The sequence below is a fragment of the Halohasta salina genome (assembly GCF_024178165.1).
GTDB lineage: Archaea > Halobacteriota > Halobacteria > Halobacteriales > Haloferacaceae > Halohasta > Halohasta salina.
Genome location: NZ_JAMZIE010000004.1, coordinates 24,274 through 39,324, shown reverse-complemented (window position 1 = coordinate 39,324; position 15,051 = coordinate 24,274). Strand labels below are relative to the sequence as shown.

The 15,051-nt window shown below is 65.2% G+C and carries 14 protein-coding genes; 4 read left to right on the top strand and 10 right to left on the bottom strand.

Features of this window, described 5'->3' with window-relative positions:
• Positions 1-109: 109 nt before the first annotated feature.
• On the top strand, positions 110-1,759 hold the full coding sequence (locus NKJ34_RS10010) for an FAD-dependent oxidoreductase (protein WP_253738161.1): 1,650 nt from the start codon (positions 110-112) through the stop codon (positions 1,757-1,759).
• On the opposite strand, the gene NKJ34_RS10005 is transcribed toward NKJ34_RS10010, so the two are convergent.
• Together NKJ34_RS10005 and NKJ34_RS10000 are read right to left on the bottom strand one after the other, a co-directional pair.
• Entirely contained in the window at positions 1,760-2,503 is a 744-nt protein-coding gene (locus tag NKJ34_RS10005) for a helix-turn-helix domain-containing protein (protein WP_253738160.1), read from the bottom strand.
• A gap of 62 nt (positions 2,504-2,565) precedes the next feature.
• A complete protein-coding gene (locus NKJ34_RS10000; protein ID WP_253738159.1) occupies positions 2,566-2,898 on the bottom strand; it encodes a carboxymuconolactone decarboxylase family protein in 333 nt (110 codons plus the stop codon).
• Between the two features lie 102 nt (positions 2,899-3,000).
• Between NKJ34_RS10000 and mobA the strand changes: the two genes are divergently transcribed.
• From mobA to pyk, 3 genes are all read left to right on the top strand, one after another.
• Positions 3,001-3,612: a molybdenum cofactor guanylyltransferase gene (mobA, locus tag NKJ34_RS09995; protein ID WP_253738158.1), complete on the top strand. Its 612-nt coding sequence runs from the start codon at positions 3,001-3,003 to the stop codon at positions 3,610-3,612.
• 69 nt (positions 3,613-3,681) lie between these two features.
• A complete protein-coding gene (locus NKJ34_RS09990; protein WP_253738157.1) occupies positions 3,682-5,157 on the top strand; it encodes a hypothetical protein in 1,476 nt (491 codons plus the stop codon).
• A 97-nt stretch (positions 5,158-5,254) separates the two neighbouring features.
• Complete coding sequence (gene pyk, locus NKJ34_RS09985; RefSeq protein ID WP_253738156.1) at positions 5,255-7,009, top strand: pyruvate kinase; 1,755 nt, start codon at positions 5,255-5,257, stop codon at positions 7,007-7,009.
• 72 nt (positions 7,010-7,081) lie between these two features.
• On the opposite strand, the gene NKJ34_RS09980 is transcribed toward pyk, so the two are convergent.
• The 8 genes from NKJ34_RS09980 to NKJ34_RS09945 all read right to left on the bottom strand — a co-directional run bounded on the left by NKJ34_RS09980 (position 7,082) and on the right by NKJ34_RS09945 (position 15,048).
• Positions 7,082-7,219: a hypothetical protein gene (locus NKJ34_RS09980; protein ID WP_253738154.1), complete on the bottom strand. Its 138-nt coding sequence runs from the start codon at positions 7,217-7,219 to the stop codon at positions 7,082-7,084.
• 77 nt (positions 7,220-7,296) lie between these two features.
• A complete protein-coding gene (locus NKJ34_RS09975) occupies positions 7,297-7,461 on the bottom strand; it encodes a hypothetical protein (protein ID WP_253738153.1) in 165 nt (54 codons plus the stop codon).
• Between the two features lie 48 nt (positions 7,462-7,509).
• Positions 7,510-9,084: a cryptochrome/photolyase family protein gene (locus NKJ34_RS09970; protein WP_253738152.1), complete on the bottom strand. Its 1,575-nt coding sequence runs from the start codon at positions 9,082-9,084 to the stop codon at positions 7,510-7,512.
• 115 nt (positions 9,085-9,199) lie between these two features.
• Positions 9,200-10,543 carry a glutamate-5-semialdehyde dehydrogenase gene (locus NKJ34_RS09965; RefSeq protein ID WP_253738151.1) on the bottom strand — a complete coding sequence of 448 codons (1,344 nt, stop codon included), beginning with the start codon at positions 10,541-10,543 and terminating at the stop codon, positions 9,200-9,202.
• Positions 10,536-11,405 (bottom strand): glutamate 5-kinase, encoded by an 870-nt coding sequence (gene proB, locus NKJ34_RS09960; protein WP_253738150.1) that lies wholly within the window; start codon positions 11,403-11,405, stop codon positions 10,536-10,538. Before proB ends, NKJ34_RS09965 begins: the two co-directional genes overlap by 8 nt.
• Entirely contained in the window at positions 11,398-12,171 is a 774-nt protein-coding gene (gene proC / locus NKJ34_RS09955; protein ID WP_256488706.1) for a pyrroline-5-carboxylate reductase, read from the bottom strand. Before proC ends, proB begins: the two co-directional genes overlap by 8 nt.
• An 89-nt stretch (positions 12,172-12,260) precedes the next feature.
• A complete protein-coding gene (locus NKJ34_RS09950; RefSeq protein ID WP_253738147.1) occupies positions 12,261-13,190 on the bottom strand; it encodes an NAD-dependent epimerase/dehydratase family protein in 930 nt (309 codons plus the stop codon).
• Between the two features lie 46 nt (positions 13,191-13,236).
• The gene (locus NKJ34_RS09945; protein WP_253738146.1) at positions 13,237-15,048 is read right to left on the bottom strand and encodes an ABC transporter ATP-binding protein; all 1,812 of its coding nucleotides are present in this window, start codon (positions 15,046-15,048) and stop codon (positions 13,237-13,239) included.
• Positions 15,049-15,051: the final 3 nt, after the last annotated feature.

The window sequence follows — 15,051 nt, the reverse complement described above, 5'->3', positions numbered from 1 at the left end:
GTGTAGCGTTTCGAGCCGATGCTTCCCTCGCGAAGGCTGGTCGGAGGGTATTCTATAATAATGGGAACTACAAACAATATATAAACCTTCGCGTCACTCCGGTGTGAGTATGGATCCGCAGTATCTGATCGTCGGCGGGAACGCCGCAGGGATGAGCACCGCAACGCGGCTGCGTCGGCTGGACGAGGCCGCCGACATCACCGTTATCGAAGCGACCGACAACGTCTCGTATGCGAGTTGTGGGCTCCCCTACCATCTGAGCGACACCGTTCCCGAATCGGAGCTGGCGGTCATGGGTGCGGCCCAACTGAGTGCGGCGTTCGATCTGGACATCCGAACCGGCCAGACGGTGACCGATATCGACCCGGACGACCGGCAGGCGATGGTCGACCCCGGCGACGGCGCGGCCTACGACCTCGCGTACGACGAGTTGGTGTTGGCCACCGGGGCCGAGCCGCTGGTGCCGCCGATGTTCGACGTCGAGGCCATCGAGCACTGCCACACCCTCCGGACGGTCGACGATGCGGTCGACGCCCGCGAGGACGTCGAGGCCGCCGAGCGTGCACTCGTCATCGGCGGCGGCTACATCGGTATCGAGGTCGCCGAGAACCTCCAGGCGGCCGGCCACGAGGTCGTCGTCGCCGAACTCCTCGATCAGGTGATGCCGAACACCCTCGGCGAGGAGATGGCCGCACTCGTCGAAGGGGAGATCGAGGCCCACGGCGTCGACCTCCAGTTGGGCACGGGCGTCGAGGATCTGACCGAGGCCGACGACGGGACGATCATCGCCGCGATCGACGGCGTCGACCACGAGTTCGATCTGGTCGTGATCGCCACCGGCGTTCGGCCGCGGACCGAGTTGGCCGAGGCCGCCGGCGTGGAACTCCACGACAGCGGCGCGATCGCAGTCGACGACCGGCTCCGGACCGACGTGCCGTCGATCCACGCGGTCGGCGACGCGGTGGCGGTCCCCAGCGCCTTCGGCGAGCGGGCGTGGATCCCCCTCGGCGGGCCGGCCAACCGCGAGGGCCGGGTCGCGGCCAACGACATCGCAGGCCACGACGACACGCTGGATCCGGTGCTCGATACGGCGATCGCCAAAGTGTTCGATCTCGACGTGGGCACGGTCGGCCGCACCGAGGAGACGCTGCGCGAGGCGGATCGCTCCTACGAGGCGATCTACACGGCCGAGCCGGACCACGCCGGCTACTACCCCGGCGCGACGGACATCCACTTCAAACTCCTGTTCGATCCCGACGACGGGACGATCCTCGGCGCCCAAGCGATCGGCGAGGCCGGCGTCGACAAGCGGATCGACGTGTTGGCGACCGCGATGGCCCACGACGATACCGTCTTCGACATCCGGGATCTGGATCTGGCCTACGCACCGCCGTACTCCGCAGCGAAGGACCCGGTTAACGTCCTGGGGATGATCGGCGCGAACGTCGTCGAGGGGGTCGCTGACATCATCCACCTCCAGGAGTTCCGAGAGCAGCGTGCGGACGCAACAGTGGTCGACACCCGGCCGCCGGAGATGCGCGAGGCGCAGGGATCGATCCCGGGCGACGAACACGTCCCGCTGGGCAAGCTCCGGTCGTGGGCCGCCGAGCGGGCGGTCGACGACGAGGTCCTGACCTACTGCAAGATCGGCAAAAGCTCTTACATGGCGACCCGGATCCTCGACCACGAGGGGATCGAGGCCCGCAGTCTCACCGGCGGCTACTACCGCTACCGGGCGGCCGAAGAAACGGACGACTGACTACTCGGAGAACTGCCCCATCACGTTCCCCTCGGCGCGGGCGAGCCGCTGGGAGAACGCCGACGTCGAGATGCCGAGCTGGTCGGCCAGCGAGGCCATCGACGGCTTCTCGCCGGACTCGTAGTAGCCTTCCTCGATCGCCAACTCGAGGGCCGCCCGCTGTTTGGGCGTCAGCGCCGAGACGTCGACCTCGTAGATCTCCTCGCTGAGTTCCTCACCGCTGCCGGTGTGGGTCATACTCACCAGCCGGACGGTCGAGCCGACCTCGTTGAGGTCGGCGACGAGGTTCGAGACCTTCGCGGAGTTGGGTAGAAACGCCTTGATGAAAAACGACTGGCCGTCGGCCCGCAGGAAGTGTGGGATACAGCCGTAGGCCGCAAACACCGACGACGGGCAGTAGTCGCACACCTCGTCGGTGTGGTATTTTGTGATCACGCGGTCGGACTCGGCGTCGTCGCCCTCGCCGTTTTCGGACTCGGCGTCGTCACCGTCTTCGGGGGCAGTGTCGGCCGCCCGACAGGCGTCGATCGTCGTCTCCTCGGGGCCACAGGACTCACACACCGTCGCCTCGGTGTGACAGACGCCATCGACGACCCGGACGTCGACGTCGATCACGTCGCCCGCGAGGTCGTCCATGAAGCAGGGGCCGCCACGCTCGATTTCGAGGACGACCCGGAGATCGCGGTCCTCGACGGCTGCTGGCTGAGGATCGGCCGGGGGATCCGATCCATCGGAACGGCTCATAGCCGCATCTGAGAGCCCAAGCAGTAAAATTCTTCGTCGGTCTCCCAGCCCGCGGGAAGCCGCTACTCGTCGACCAGATCGTCGATCCACGTCAGGGTCGCCATCGCCTTCGGGAAGCCCAGCGTGGGGATCGACAGCAGCGCCACGTGCCGCAGCGCATCGGGGTCGAAGCCCTCATCGAGGGCCCGCCGGACGTGGGAATGGACGGCACCTTCGGACTCCGAGCCCGCCGCCAACGCGAGTTTGACCAGCCGCTTGGTCTCGCCGTCGATCGGGCCGGCCGCCGAACAGGCCTCGCCGAGGCCGCTGTACTGCTCCCAGATCTCGGGGTAGTCGTCGGCCAACTCGCCCGCCGTCGACGGGAGTTCGTCGGTGTCTTCGACAGTATCTGTCATATACGGACTTCCAAGGCAGAACGCAAAACTGTTGTGACAATTATTGGTTGCCGGGAACGCCGACCGCCGAACTCAAATCCCGGCGGCACCGAGCGAGCCACAATGACCGATCGCCCACGGAGCGGCGTGGTGTTGGCCGGCGGCTACTCGACCCGCTTCGAGGGGGCCGACAAGGCGCTGGCGACCGTCGACGGCCGTCCCATGCTCGCCCGCGTCGTCGACCGCCTCGCGGGCGTCGTCGACCGCCTCGTCGTCAGCTGCCGGACCGACCAGCAGCCGGCCTTCGAGACGGCACTCGCAGGCGTCACTGATACGCCGGTCGCGTTCGTCCACGATCCCGAACCGGACGGCGGGCCGCTGGCCGGCCTCGCCGCCAGCTGCGGGGCCGTCGAGACGACTTACGCCGCGGTCGTCGCCTGCGACATGCCCTTCCTCGACCCCGCGTTCGTGTCGTTCCTCTTCGAGCGGGCGGCGGGCCACGACGCAGCCATTCCCGAACTCGAAGGAGGCCATCTCCAGCCGACGCAGGCGGTCTACCGGGCCAACCGACTGGAGGCAGTCGCCACCCGGCAGCTGGCGGCCGACCGGCGGAGCCTCCACGGTGCGCTCGACGAGATCGATACCGTGGTGATCCCGGCGTCGACGGTCGCGGCCCACACCGACTGGCGGAGCCTCCGCGACGTGAACTCCCGTGCGGACCTCGAAGCGCTGTAGTCCGTCGGTCAACCAACTCAACGTTTCAGTCTGCAGAAACTATTTACTCGAACCGACGCGTCTGCGGACATGAACCGCCGAACCGTGCTTTCGGGGGCGACGACGGCCGCAGTCTTCGGGCTTGCCGGCTGTGTCGACGACGCGCCCGCCGAACCCGATGCGGCCGCGAACGAATCGACCGGATCCGACGACTCGGGTGGGTCCGACGACGACTTCTGGCAGTCGGTCGACGAGCTGCCGACGTTCAGGGAGCCGACGGTCGTCGACTTCGAGACGGCACCGCTGACGGCGGCGATCGTTGGTCGCGGGCAGCGAACCGACGACGGCTTTGCGGTAGGGATGGATTTCCGCAGCGGCGCGACCGCCGAGGCCCCTGCGACCCTCGTCGCCACCGTCGCCAACACCAGACCGTTCGAACAGCCGCTCGAACTCCGGCGGCTCGGGCCGCTGGACTCGCCGTCGCTCGCACGGATGACCGAGGGCGATCGAACGACGGTCTACCTCGCGCCGACCGAGGCCCATCCGCTCGCCGAAACTGTCCCGACCACCGAGCGGGACGACGGCCGGTGGCGGTTGGCGGACCTCGGCGACGACTGGTATGCCGAGACCGTGACCGTCGACGGCGAGACCGGCTTCGTCGCCGAGTACCACCTCGTCGGCCACCATCTCGACGACGAGCCGCCGATCGGTCCCGGCCGGTATCGGTTCGAACGGGACGACCGGCTGGCCATCGTCGCGTGGTCGACCGACGAGCCGGGGCCCGACGGAAACTCCGGGTTGGCCGGCCGCGAGCCGCCGGGGCTGCCGGGCGAGCAGTCGACCGTCTGGTACCATGAGTCGACGCCGTCGACCGAGCGGTTCCTCCGGCCCGACGCCGAGCAGGTGGAGCCGCCCGAACGGATCGGCTTCGAACTCGTCAACCACAGCCGGGAGTCGATCTCCGGAAACCCCTACTACTGGCGGCTCCACAAGCTCGTCGACGGTGGGTGGTACCCGATCGCGCCGTGGGAGTGGCCCCAGCCGGCGGCCGAACTTACCCCCGGCGACCGCTCGGCAACCGAACTCGGCGTCTATCACGAGGCCGCCCCCTCGTCGACCGACGGCCGAGCGGTCGGTTTCCTCGGTGGCGGGCTCTACGCCTACACCGGCGGCTTCGACACCGAGACCGAACAGTACGCCGCGCTACTCGCGGTCGACGCGCCGGCCATCGCGGTCGACATCGAGTCGGACGCCGAAATCGTCGAGGAGGGCTCGACGACCGTCGTCGAGCTTCCGAACCACGCCGAGGCCCGTCGACCGGCGACGTTCACGGTGCGCCGGGCCGACGGTGAGCCGGATCGAGAGCTGGTCCCCGAACAGCTTCCTCGCCGACCGTTCAGAGGACTCCGGAACGCGCTGCCGCTGTTCGACGCGGATGTCGACGCGGTCCGCGTGAAGACCGACCGCGGCACTGCGCTCCGACTGGCCGGCTACGAGGAAAACGAGACGGTCACGATCCGATACGAGGACGAAACGTACAGCGCGGTTGGCACACTGGACGGGTAGTCGAACCGTGAACTCGATTTTTATATCTGCCAGCCAACTGTCATAATGTGAACAGTCACCAATCCACATCCGATAACACGTCGGGAGTGACACAGTAATGCGAAACGCAAAGATCGTCTGTACGATCGGTCCGGCCTCGGACTCGCCGGCGACGCTCGAAGCCCTCGCCGAAGCCGGGATGTCGGTCGCCCGGATGAACGCGAGCCACGGGACGCCCGACCACCGGCGGACGGTAATCGACCGGGTCCGCGAGGTCGACGCAAAGACCGACCGCCCGGTCGCCGTGATGCACGACCTGCCCGGCCCCGAAATCCGCACCGCGCCGATCGACGACAAAATCCGACTCGAAGCCGACTCGACGGTCCGGTTCGTCGAGGGCGAGGAGGCGACTCCCGAGGAAGTGGGGGTCTCACACAGTCTGACCGCCGTCGACCCCGGAGACCGGATCCTGCTCGACGACGGCCGGATCGAGACGACTGTCGAGGCCGTCGACGACGAGGGCGTTACGGTCACCGTCAAGAACGGCGGCGAACTCGGGGGTCGAAAGGGCGTCAACGTGCCGGGTGTCGAACTCGGATTGCCGACGGTCACTGAAAAGGACCGGCAGGAACTCGAAGTCGCCGCCGACAAAGGGGTCGACTTCGTCGCGGCCTCCTTCGTCCGCGACGGCGCGTTCGTCCACGAGATCAGCGACACCCTCCAAGAGTTGGGCGCGGACATCCCCGTCATCGCCAAAATCGAACGCGATGTCGCCGTCGACAACGTCGACAGCATCATCGACGCGGCCTACGGCGTCATGGTCGCCCGTGGAGATCTCGGCGTCGAGATGCCGCTCGAAGACGTGCCGATGACCCAGAAACGGATCATCCGCAAGTGTCGGAACGCCGGCGTCCCCGTCATCACGGCCACCGAGATGCTCGACTCGATGACCGAGAGCCGTCGACCGACCCGCGCGGAGGCCTCCGACGTGGCCAACGCGGTCCTCGACGGCACCGACGCCGTGATGCTGTCGGGCGAGACGGCGATGGGGGCTCACCCGCCGCTGGTCGTCGAGACGATGGATCGGATCGTTCGGGACGTCGAACGCAGCGAGGAGTACAAACAAACCGTCGAGCAGAACGTGCCGGAGGCGGATGTGCCACAGACGGATGCGCTGGCGCGAGCCGCCAGATATCTCGTCGGCGACATCGACGCGAGCGCCATCGTTGCGGCGAGCGAGTCGGGGTATACGGCCCAAAAGGTCTCCAAATTCCGGCCGTCGGTGCCGATCGTGGGCTCGACGCCGAGCGACGAGGTCCGCCGTCGACTCGCGCTGTCGTGGGGGATCATCTCCGAGACCACCCCCTACACTTCCGAGGGAGCCAGCGCCATCATCGAGAACGCGGTCCAGACCGGACTCGAAACCGAGGCCGTCGACAGCGGCGATACGGTCGTCGTCCTCTCGGGAATGATGACCGAACTCGACGGGACGCACTCCTCGAACACCCTCAAGATCCACGTCGCCACCGAGACGGTCGGCTCCGGCGAGTCGGTCGTCGACGGCGTCGCTGTCGGGGCGTTCCACTGGATCGACTCCGGCGGCCTGTCGGACGTGCCCGCGGATTCGATCGTTGGGATCCGGCGCGAGTTCGATGGTGAACTGACCGGCGAGCCAGCAGAGATCGCGGGGATCGTCGACTGCCGCAGTGAGCCGAACAGTGCAACGTCGGTGGCACGCGACGGCGATATTCCGACCGTCTCCAGTGCGGATCTGACCGGCGACATCGGTGACGGGGAGACGGTGACTCTCGACGCGGAGCGCGGTATTATCTACCGCGGCTCGGTCAGTCAACTCGACCCCGCAGAGCGATAGCGACCGCTCCGGCGGGGTAGGTGTATAAAAACGAGCGATGAGTCCATCTGTTCTGATGGATCGACTGGGCGGTCAGTCGTCGGCCGGGGCCGTGATTTCGGGCGTCGACGCCTCGCCGTCGACGGCCCGCTCCTCAGGTTCCTCATCCGTATCGATTTTTTCGGTCTCCGGCTCCTGGTCTTCGACAACCGCATCCCAATCGATCTCCATGTCGACGTGATGTCACATGGCAACGTACACCACGAGCTTGGAGCGATTAAATCCTCGGTCGTCTCAGTTCGCTGAAATCACGTGTCGGCTTCACGCAACTGGGTGAAGTAGGGTTCGGCCTGCACGTCGTCGGTGATCTCCTCCAGCGACGCGTCGGTGCCACAGTCACAGCCCGGTGGTTCTTCAGGGTCGGCAAACACGGTTTCGCACCGTCGACAGGCGAAAAATCGCAGTCGAAGCATACGCTCCGTTGGCGTCGAACCGGTAAATGGTCTCGGGGGTCGGTACGCTCACAGTGTTCCGTCGTCGGCCATCGCCCGGAGTTCGTCGACCCGCTGGCGGATCTCGTCCATCTCGTCGGCCTCCTGCTTGTTGTCGACGTGGCTGTACATCAGTCCCATCCGGTGGTTGCTTCGGAGGGTGTCTTCGTTTCGATCCAGAAAGTCCCAGTACAGCGCGTTGAACGGGCAGGCCCCCTCGCCGGTGGTCTTCGTCTTGTAATACTGGCAGTCCCCACAGTAGTCGGACATTCGGTCGACGTAGTTGGCCGACGAGACGTAGGGTTTGGTGGCGAAGACGCCGTGGCCGTACTGGCCCATCTCGACCACGTTCGGCGTCGTCACCCAGTGGTAGGCGTCGACGTAGGTCGCGTGGAACCACGCGTTGAGTTCACGCGGCTCGATGCCCCACAGCGTGGCGAAGTTAGCCAGGATCATCAGCCGCTGGATGTGGTGGGCATACCCCCGGCGGTGGACGTCGTCGACGGTCTCCGAGAGACACTGCATGTTCGTCTCGCCGCTCCAGTACAGTTCCGGGAGGTCGTGCGGCGCGCCCAGCTGGTTGGCCGTCGCCAGTTCCGGCATCGTGTGGCGGTAGACGTGCCGCATGAACTCCCGCCACCCCAGAATCTGACGAATGGACCCCTCGACGGAGTTCAACGGGAGGTCCCGAGTCTCGTAGGCGGCTTCGATCTCCTCGATCACCTCCAGCGGGTGGAGCAGCCCGAGGTTGACTGACGAACTGAGGAGACTGTGGGCCATCGCCCAGTCGTCGGCCCGCATCGCGTCCTGATACGGACCGAATTCCGGCAGTCGCTCGGTGACGAAGTGGTGGAGGTGTTCGCACGCCGCCTGTCGTGTGGTGGGCCAGTGGAAGTCGGCCAGATCGGTGCTGCCCCACGTGTCGAAGGTCGACTCGACCCACGCCGCGGTCTCCTCGACGATTGGGTCAAGGTCCTGCTCGGGGACGGCGGGCGGCTCCCAGTCGTCGGGTGGGAACGCTTGGTTCTCGTCGTCGTAGTTCCAGTCACCGCCGACCGGGTCTTCGCCGTCCATCAGCACGCCCGACTCCCGGCGCATCCAGCGGTAGAACCGCTCGTGTTTGAACGTCGACTTCCCGCTGGAACCGCCGTTGGCCCACTCGTCGAACGCCTGTCGCGTGCTAACAAAGAGTTCGTTGTCGACGAAGCGAACCTCGCCGCCAGCCTCCTCTGCGAGTTCACCGAATCGGTGTTCGGAGCCGTAGCTCGGCGACCGCATGGCGACGAGTCGGCTGTCGGGGTTGTTCTCGAAGAAGGTCGACAGTCCGTCGCCGAAGGAGTCGGCCCGAATGTAGGTAACGTCGTAGCCGTCCCGGCGCAGGCGGTCCCGGAACTGCCGCATCGCCGAAAAGACGAGCGTCAGCTTGTGGTGGTGGTACGGCATCCGGGCAGCAAAGTCGCGGGCTTCGATCAGCAGGACATCGCTGCCCTCGGGTGCCCGGGCGACCGGCCCACACTGCCGGGTGAGTTGGGTGCCCAGAACCCACGGCACCTCGTCGGTCGAGAGGCTGTAGTCGGGGGGCTCCCCGACGATGGGTTGGTGCATACGGGTTGTTGGAGACGGGGCTACATCAGTTGTTGCTCGGAGGTGAGCGATGCAGCGATGACGGGAGGCGCACAGCGACGAACGGAGTACGGAGTCGACGGTCGACTACTCCCGACTACTGTTCGATCGTCGGCCCGGCCAATCGCCCGGGCGTCCACTCGCCGTCGAAGTCCTCGTGGATGTACTCACGTGCGTTCTCGCCGGAGTAGCTGGCGACGATCTGGCCGTCGCCTTCGAGGAAGTACTGGTAGGTCGTCAGTCCCGCCAGTCCGACCGGACCGCGGGCGTGGATCTTGCCCGTCGAGATGCCGACCTCCGCCCCGAGACCGAAGCGGTAGCCGTCCGAAAAGCGGGTCGACGCGTTGTGGAAGACGCTCGCCGAGTCGATCCCCTGCATGAAGACGCTGGCGGCGTCGGCGTCTTCGGTGATGATCGAGTCGGTGTGTTTCGAGCCGTAGGTGTTGACGTGGTCGACCGCGTCGACAAGCGAGTCGACGATTTTGAGGGAGATGATCAGGTCGCCGTACTCAGTCGACCAGTCCTCGTCGCTGGCGGCATCCATATCGGCAATCTCGCGCACGCGCGTGTCGCCACGCATCTCGACGCCCGTCTCCTCGTAGCGGTCGACGATCTCCGGCACGAACTCCTCGGCGACCGACTCGTGGATCAGCAGGGTTTCAGCAGCGTTGCAGGCGGCGGGATACTGGACCTTCGCGTCGTGGGCGACTTCGGCGGCCATCTCCAGATCGGCGTCGTCGTCGACGTAGACGTGACAGACGCCCTCGGTGTGGCCCAGCACGGGGATCTTGGTGTTGTCCTGAATGTAGCGGACGAACTCCGAACTGCCCCGGGGCATCAGCAGGTCGACCGACTCGTCCATCCCCAGCAGGGTGTCGACGTCCTCGCGGGCCTCGATCAACTGCGCCCACCCCTCGGGCAGGTCGCTCGTGGCCTCGACGATGATGTCGTACAGCACCCGATTGGATTCGCTGGCCTCGCTGCCACCCTTGAGGATGACGCTGTTGCCGGATTTGAGGCTTAATGCGGCGATCTGCACCAGCGCGTCGGGTCGGGACTCGAAGACCGTCCCGATGACGCCGATGGGGACCGCGCGCTTGTAGAGTTCGAGGCCGTCGTCAAGTCGGCGTGCTTCGAGGGTTTCGCCGAGGGGGTCGTCCTGCGCGGCGACGCTGCGGACCATCTCGGCGATCGAGGCGAGCTTCGACTCCGAGAGGGTGAGGCGGTCGACGAGCGCTTGCGTGTACTCCCCCTGTTCGAGCATCCTCTCGGCCTCCTCGACGTCCTCGGCGTTGGCTGCGAGGATCTCCTCGCTGTGGGCCTCGATGGCGTCGGCGATCGCTTCTAGCGCCCGGTTTCGTTCGGCCTCCGAACACTGTGCGAGTTGCAGTGCGGCCCGCTCTGCGTCGGCTACCTTTTGCTCCGTTGTTTGGTCAGTCATCGTGGTCACCGTTGATGGGCACGAATATGGTCCCCACGGGTTTTTCAGTGGCGATTTGCTCCAGCACGTCGGGCTCGGTCGACCGCGCGATCACGGCGGGAATCCCGTGTTCGCTCACCGTCCGGGCACCCGAGACCTTCGTTTGAATCCCGCCGAAGCTCTCGGCGGCGCTCTCCTCGATCAGGTCCTGGACGTAGCCGTAGTTCTCGCCGACCGCCTCGATCAACTCGGCGTCGTCGTCCTCCTTGGGATTGCCCGTGTAGACGCCACCGACGTCGGTGAGTGTGACCAGCAGGTCGACGTCGACGCCCATCGCGATGGATGCGGAGATCATGTCGTTGTCGCCGATCCGGAGCTCTTCGGTGCCGATCGCGTCGTTTTCGTTGATGATGGGGACGATTCCCCACTCCAGCAGGGTCTCGATGGTGTTGTGGAAGTTCGTAAACCGGTCGGGGTTCTCCAGATCGTCCTGTGTGAGCAGGATCTGGGCGACCGTGTAGCCGTGGCGCTCGAAGCTCTCGGTGTAGCGTCGCATGAGGTGGGATTGCCCCACCGTCGACAGCGCCTGGAGCTCTTCGAGCGTCTCCTCGCCGTTCCCCACGCGACCTTTCCCGGCTCCCACGGCCCCCGAAGAGACGAGGATGACCTCCTTACCGCGGTCCAGCAGGTCGACCAAGTCGTCGACCAGTTTGTCGAGTTTGTCGTCGTCGAGGTTCGACTCGCTGTCGGTCAGCGAGTTGGTCCCGGCTTTGACGATCACGCGGTCGGCGGCGGCCGCCTGCTTGCGGGCGGCGGCAGCCGTCTCGGGGTCGACGGTCTGCTGTCCGTGAGCCGTCTCGACCTCGTCGTCGGCCTCACTCATCCTCGGCGTCCCGCGCCAGTTCCTTCGAGCGCTCCTCGGCGGCGGCCACGGCCTCGCCGACTTCGGCTTCGACGTCGCTGTCCCAGAGGACGTCCATCCCCTCGATAGTCGTCCCGTTGGGCGAACAGACCGCGTCGATCAGGTCCTCGACGGATTTGTCGGACTGTTTGACGGTCTCGGCGGCCCCCTTGAACGTCTGGGCGGCGAGCGTCCGGGCCTCCGCTCGACTGAGGCCGCCGTCGACGCCGGCTTTCGCCATCGCGTCGAGAAGGTAGAAGACGAAGGCGGGGCCGCTGCCGTTGACCGCGGTGGCGATATCCATCTCTGACTCACTGACCTCGACGAACTCGCCGACTGCGCCGAGTATCTCGCGGATCTCGTCGGTTACATCGCCCGTGACGGCGGCGGCCATCATCCCGTACTCGGCGGCGAGGTTCGGCATCAGACGGACGACGCTGGCCTCGGTTTCGGGTTCCAGCAGGTCCGTCGACACGCCGGCGGCGATCGACAGGAGGGTCTGATCGCTGTCGAGGTCGAGATCCGGCAGGATCGCCCCGACGAGATCCGGTTTGACCGCCAACACGACCACCTCGGCCTCGGATGCGACCGAGAGTTCGGTGGTGGTTTCCTCGCAGTAGGGTGCGATCGCGTCGAGAACGTCGGTGTCGACGTCGCAGGCGGTTACCGTGTGATCGCCCGCTTTGTGGAGGCCTTTGATAAATGCGCCCCCCATGTTCCCGCAGCCGATAACGCTAATATGTGTCATTCTGTGTGCTCCTTGGAGACGAACGGTGGCAGACCGACTTGAGCGTTGTGAGATACGTACAACAGCAATCCGTTTGGCAGTAGTCCCAGCTACGCGTCGATGGACTCGTCGAGATAGGGTTCACACACTCGCCTTACACCTTCTTCGAAGCCGATTTCTGGTTCCCAGCCGGTCGCCTCATTAAACTTCGTGATGTCGGCCAGCGTGTCGTGGACGTAGCCATCGAACGGACACTCGACATATTTGGGTTCGATATTTGTTCCCAGCGTGTCGTTGATCAGATCGATCATTTTGTTAAAGCTGTAGGATTCGCCGGTACCGACGTTGTAGACGCCTGTCAGCTCGTAGTCGGCAGCGAGTTCACAGGCTCGGCTAACATCCTCGACGTGGGTGAAATCACGCGTCTGGCTGCCGTCGCCGAACAGTTCCGGAGCCTCGTCGTTGGCGATGGCATCGGCGAACTGCGCGACCGTGTTGGCGTACTCGCCTTTGTGTGCCTCGTTACCCCCGAACCCCTGATAGACCGAGAAGAACCGAAGTCCAGCCATCGACATGTCGTGGTGGTTGGCGTAGTACTCGGCGTAGCGTTCGCGGGCGAGTTTCGAGGCTTCGTAGCCGGTATGGGCTTCAACATCCATACTCTCCGGTGAGGGTTCGGTTCGGCTGCCGTAGATCGATGAGGTCGAGGCGTAGACGACGGTCTCACACCCTTGTTTGCGGACCTGCTCGACAGTGTTGACGAACCCCTCGACGTTGACCCGACAGCCACGCTGGGGGTTCTCTTCGTGCATATTCCGCGAAGAGAGTGCCGCGGTATGAAAGAGAACATCGACATCTGCAGGAAAATCGTCGTCGAGGACTGACGCCTCGACGAACTCAACTGCCTCAGAGAGGTTCTCGGGCGTCCCGAGGTAGGTGTCGTCGACGGCGATCACGTCGTTGTCGACGGCGAGATGGTTGGCGAGGTTCGAGCCGATAAACCCCGCGCCACCGGTGACGAGAACACGTTGATCGTGCATACTCAAACCTCTGTAGCACTGTTCATTACTGCTTTGCTTTCGTCGTTCATGACTGTCCGTGATGCGCTTGCATTTCGTAGAGGCCGGCGTACGAGCCATCGGCTTCCAGTAGTTCCTCGTGAGAGCCCGACTCGACGATTCGCCCGTCGTCGAGGGTGTGGATCCGGTCGGCGTTGCGAACCGTCGACAACCGATGGGCGATGGCGATCATGCCGACCGCCCGATCCATCGACTCGATCGACGCCTGCAAGTCGCGTTCCAGCCCCGAATCGAGATCGCTGGTCGCCTCGTCCAACACGAGGAAGTCGGCGTCGGTCAGCAGCGCGCGGGCGACCGCGATCCGCTGGCGCTGGCCGCCGGAGAGCCGGACGCCGTCGTCGCCGAGTTGGGAGTCGTAGCCGTTGGGCAGATCGTCGACGAACTCGTCGACCATGGCGATCTCGCAGGCACGTTCGACCTCGTCGCGGGTCGCCTCGCGGTTGCCGACCGTCACGTTGCGCGCGAGCGTGTCGTCGAAGATGAACGGTTGCTGGCGGACGACGGCGATCCGTTCGCGCCACTCCTCAAGGGCGAACGCCTCGATCGGCGTCCCGTTGGCCCGAATTTCACCGCTGTCGGGCTCGTAGAGTCGGGCGAGCAGCGAGACGATCGTCGACTTCCCCGCGCCGGACTGGCCGACGAAGGCGACGAACTCGCCGCGGTCGACGGTGAATGAGACCCCGTCCAGAACGTGTTCGTCGTCGGAGTAACTGAACGTGACGTCCTTGAAGCTGATTTCGTCGACCGACGCGACTGACCGGTCGCCGCCGGTCTCCTGCCTGGTGTCGAGGTCGTCGAGAAACTCGTGGGTGCGGACGAGATGCGATAGTGCACCTTCGAGGCTGTACAGTTGACTGTTGAGCGTGCTCACCCGCGGGGCGAGTTGGAACATGGCGATGAGGAAGATGCCGAGTTCGCCGAGTTCGAGCCCCGAAAAGACGAAGCCGACGTAGATCAACACGAAGATCGTGATCGCGGCGGCGAGTTGGTAGAAGTTCGTGATCGCGGCCTCGTTCCGCGAGATGGCGACCTCCGAGGTCCGGTACTGATCGATCGCGGTCTGGAAGTTCTCGAAGAGTTCCCCGGACATCCGGAACAGTTTGACGTCGCGGATCCCCTGTGTACCGGCTTGGACCGCGGTCTGGACGCGCTCGTTGGCCTCGGCGACACGCGTGCCGACGGTGACTGCGGGTTCGATCCCGACCCGGAGGACGACCGTGATCGTCCCGAGCAGCCCGACGGCCAGCCCGGTCATCAGCGGCGTAATGTAGAGCATCACCGCGAGATACATCCCGACCAAAAAGAGTCGCTCCATCGTTGCCACGCCCTTCTGTATCACTTGACCCGAGAACCGGGTCTCGGTGATGATCGCGTTGAGGATATCGTCCGATCCTTCGGCATCGAAGTAGCCGACACGAGCACCGAGCGCGTCCTCGAAGGCACGGGTCCGCAGTGCTGCTTCGTAGGCCGTAGCGAGGTACGCCTTCAGCCACGCGACGAGGAACGACAGCGTATACCGGACGATCATCACGCCCGTCACCCCGACGAGCAGATAGGCGAGGTCGAACGGGATGCCGAAGAATGTGTAGATGGTGAGGAACGTCTCCAACACCGGGCCGCCGCCGTCGACCGGCCCCTCGGCCTGCGCGACCTCGATAATCGGATGGATAAAGCCGAGACCGACGCCTTCGAGCGCGGCGACGAAGCCGCCGAGGAGGATCAGCCCGGCAGTGAACGCCGGGCGGTAGCTGGCGACCCGCCGGAGGGCTGCCAGTTTTTCGCCCCATGTGAGGTTGGCATGATCGGTGCTGTCGGTCATTAC